The sequence below is a fragment of the Candidatus Hydrothermales bacterium genome, from assembly GCA_039630235.1.
In the GTDB taxonomy this organism is placed as follows: Bacteria; Hydrothermota; Hydrothermia; order Hydrothermales; family JAJRUZ01; genus JBCNVI01.
The window spans coordinates 1-551 of sequence record JBCNVI010000067.1; the positions used below are offsets into that span (position 1 = coordinate 1).

General features: G+C 34.5%; 1 protein-coding gene. It reads right to left on the reverse strand.

Translation table 11 applies throughout. The annotated features are described in order from the left end of the window. Window positions 1-479 (reverse strand): DEAD/DEAH box helicase (locus ABDH49_09340; protein ID MEN3047141.1); only part of this gene is annotated, 479 nt, incomplete at its 3' end. Window positions 480-551 lie beyond the last annotated feature (72 nt).

Sequence of the window (551 nt, forward strand, 5' to 3'; positions counted from 1 at the left end):
GCAGGTGGTGTTCTTATCCTTGAAATATCGTTTATACTATATAAGGACATTGCAAGAGTCCTAGGAATAGGCGTTGCAGAAATTATCAAAGTATCAAGCTCCTCTCTTAAAAATCTTAATTTTTCCTTATGTTCAACACCAAACTTTTGCTCTTCATCAATAATTAAAAGTCCAAGATTTTTAAACTTTACATCATCAGAAAGTGCTCTGTGTGTTGCAATTAAAATATCAATTTTACCCTCTCTAAGATCATTTAAAACCTCCTTTTCTTCGGTTTTTGTTAAAAGTCTTGAGAGCATCCTTACATTTATTGGGAAATCTTTTAATCTGCTTGTGAAGTTTTTATAGTGTTGCAAAGCAAGCGGAGTTGTGGGAGCAAGGAAGAGAGCTTGATAACCTTTAAGTGCACACATTGAAGAAGCCCTTAATGCAATTTCAGTTTTACCAAATCCTGAGTCTCCTATAATTAACCTATCCATCCTCTTATCTGATTCCATATCTCTTTTAGTTTCTTCCCAGGCAATCTTTTGATCATCAGTTTCAGTAAAGGG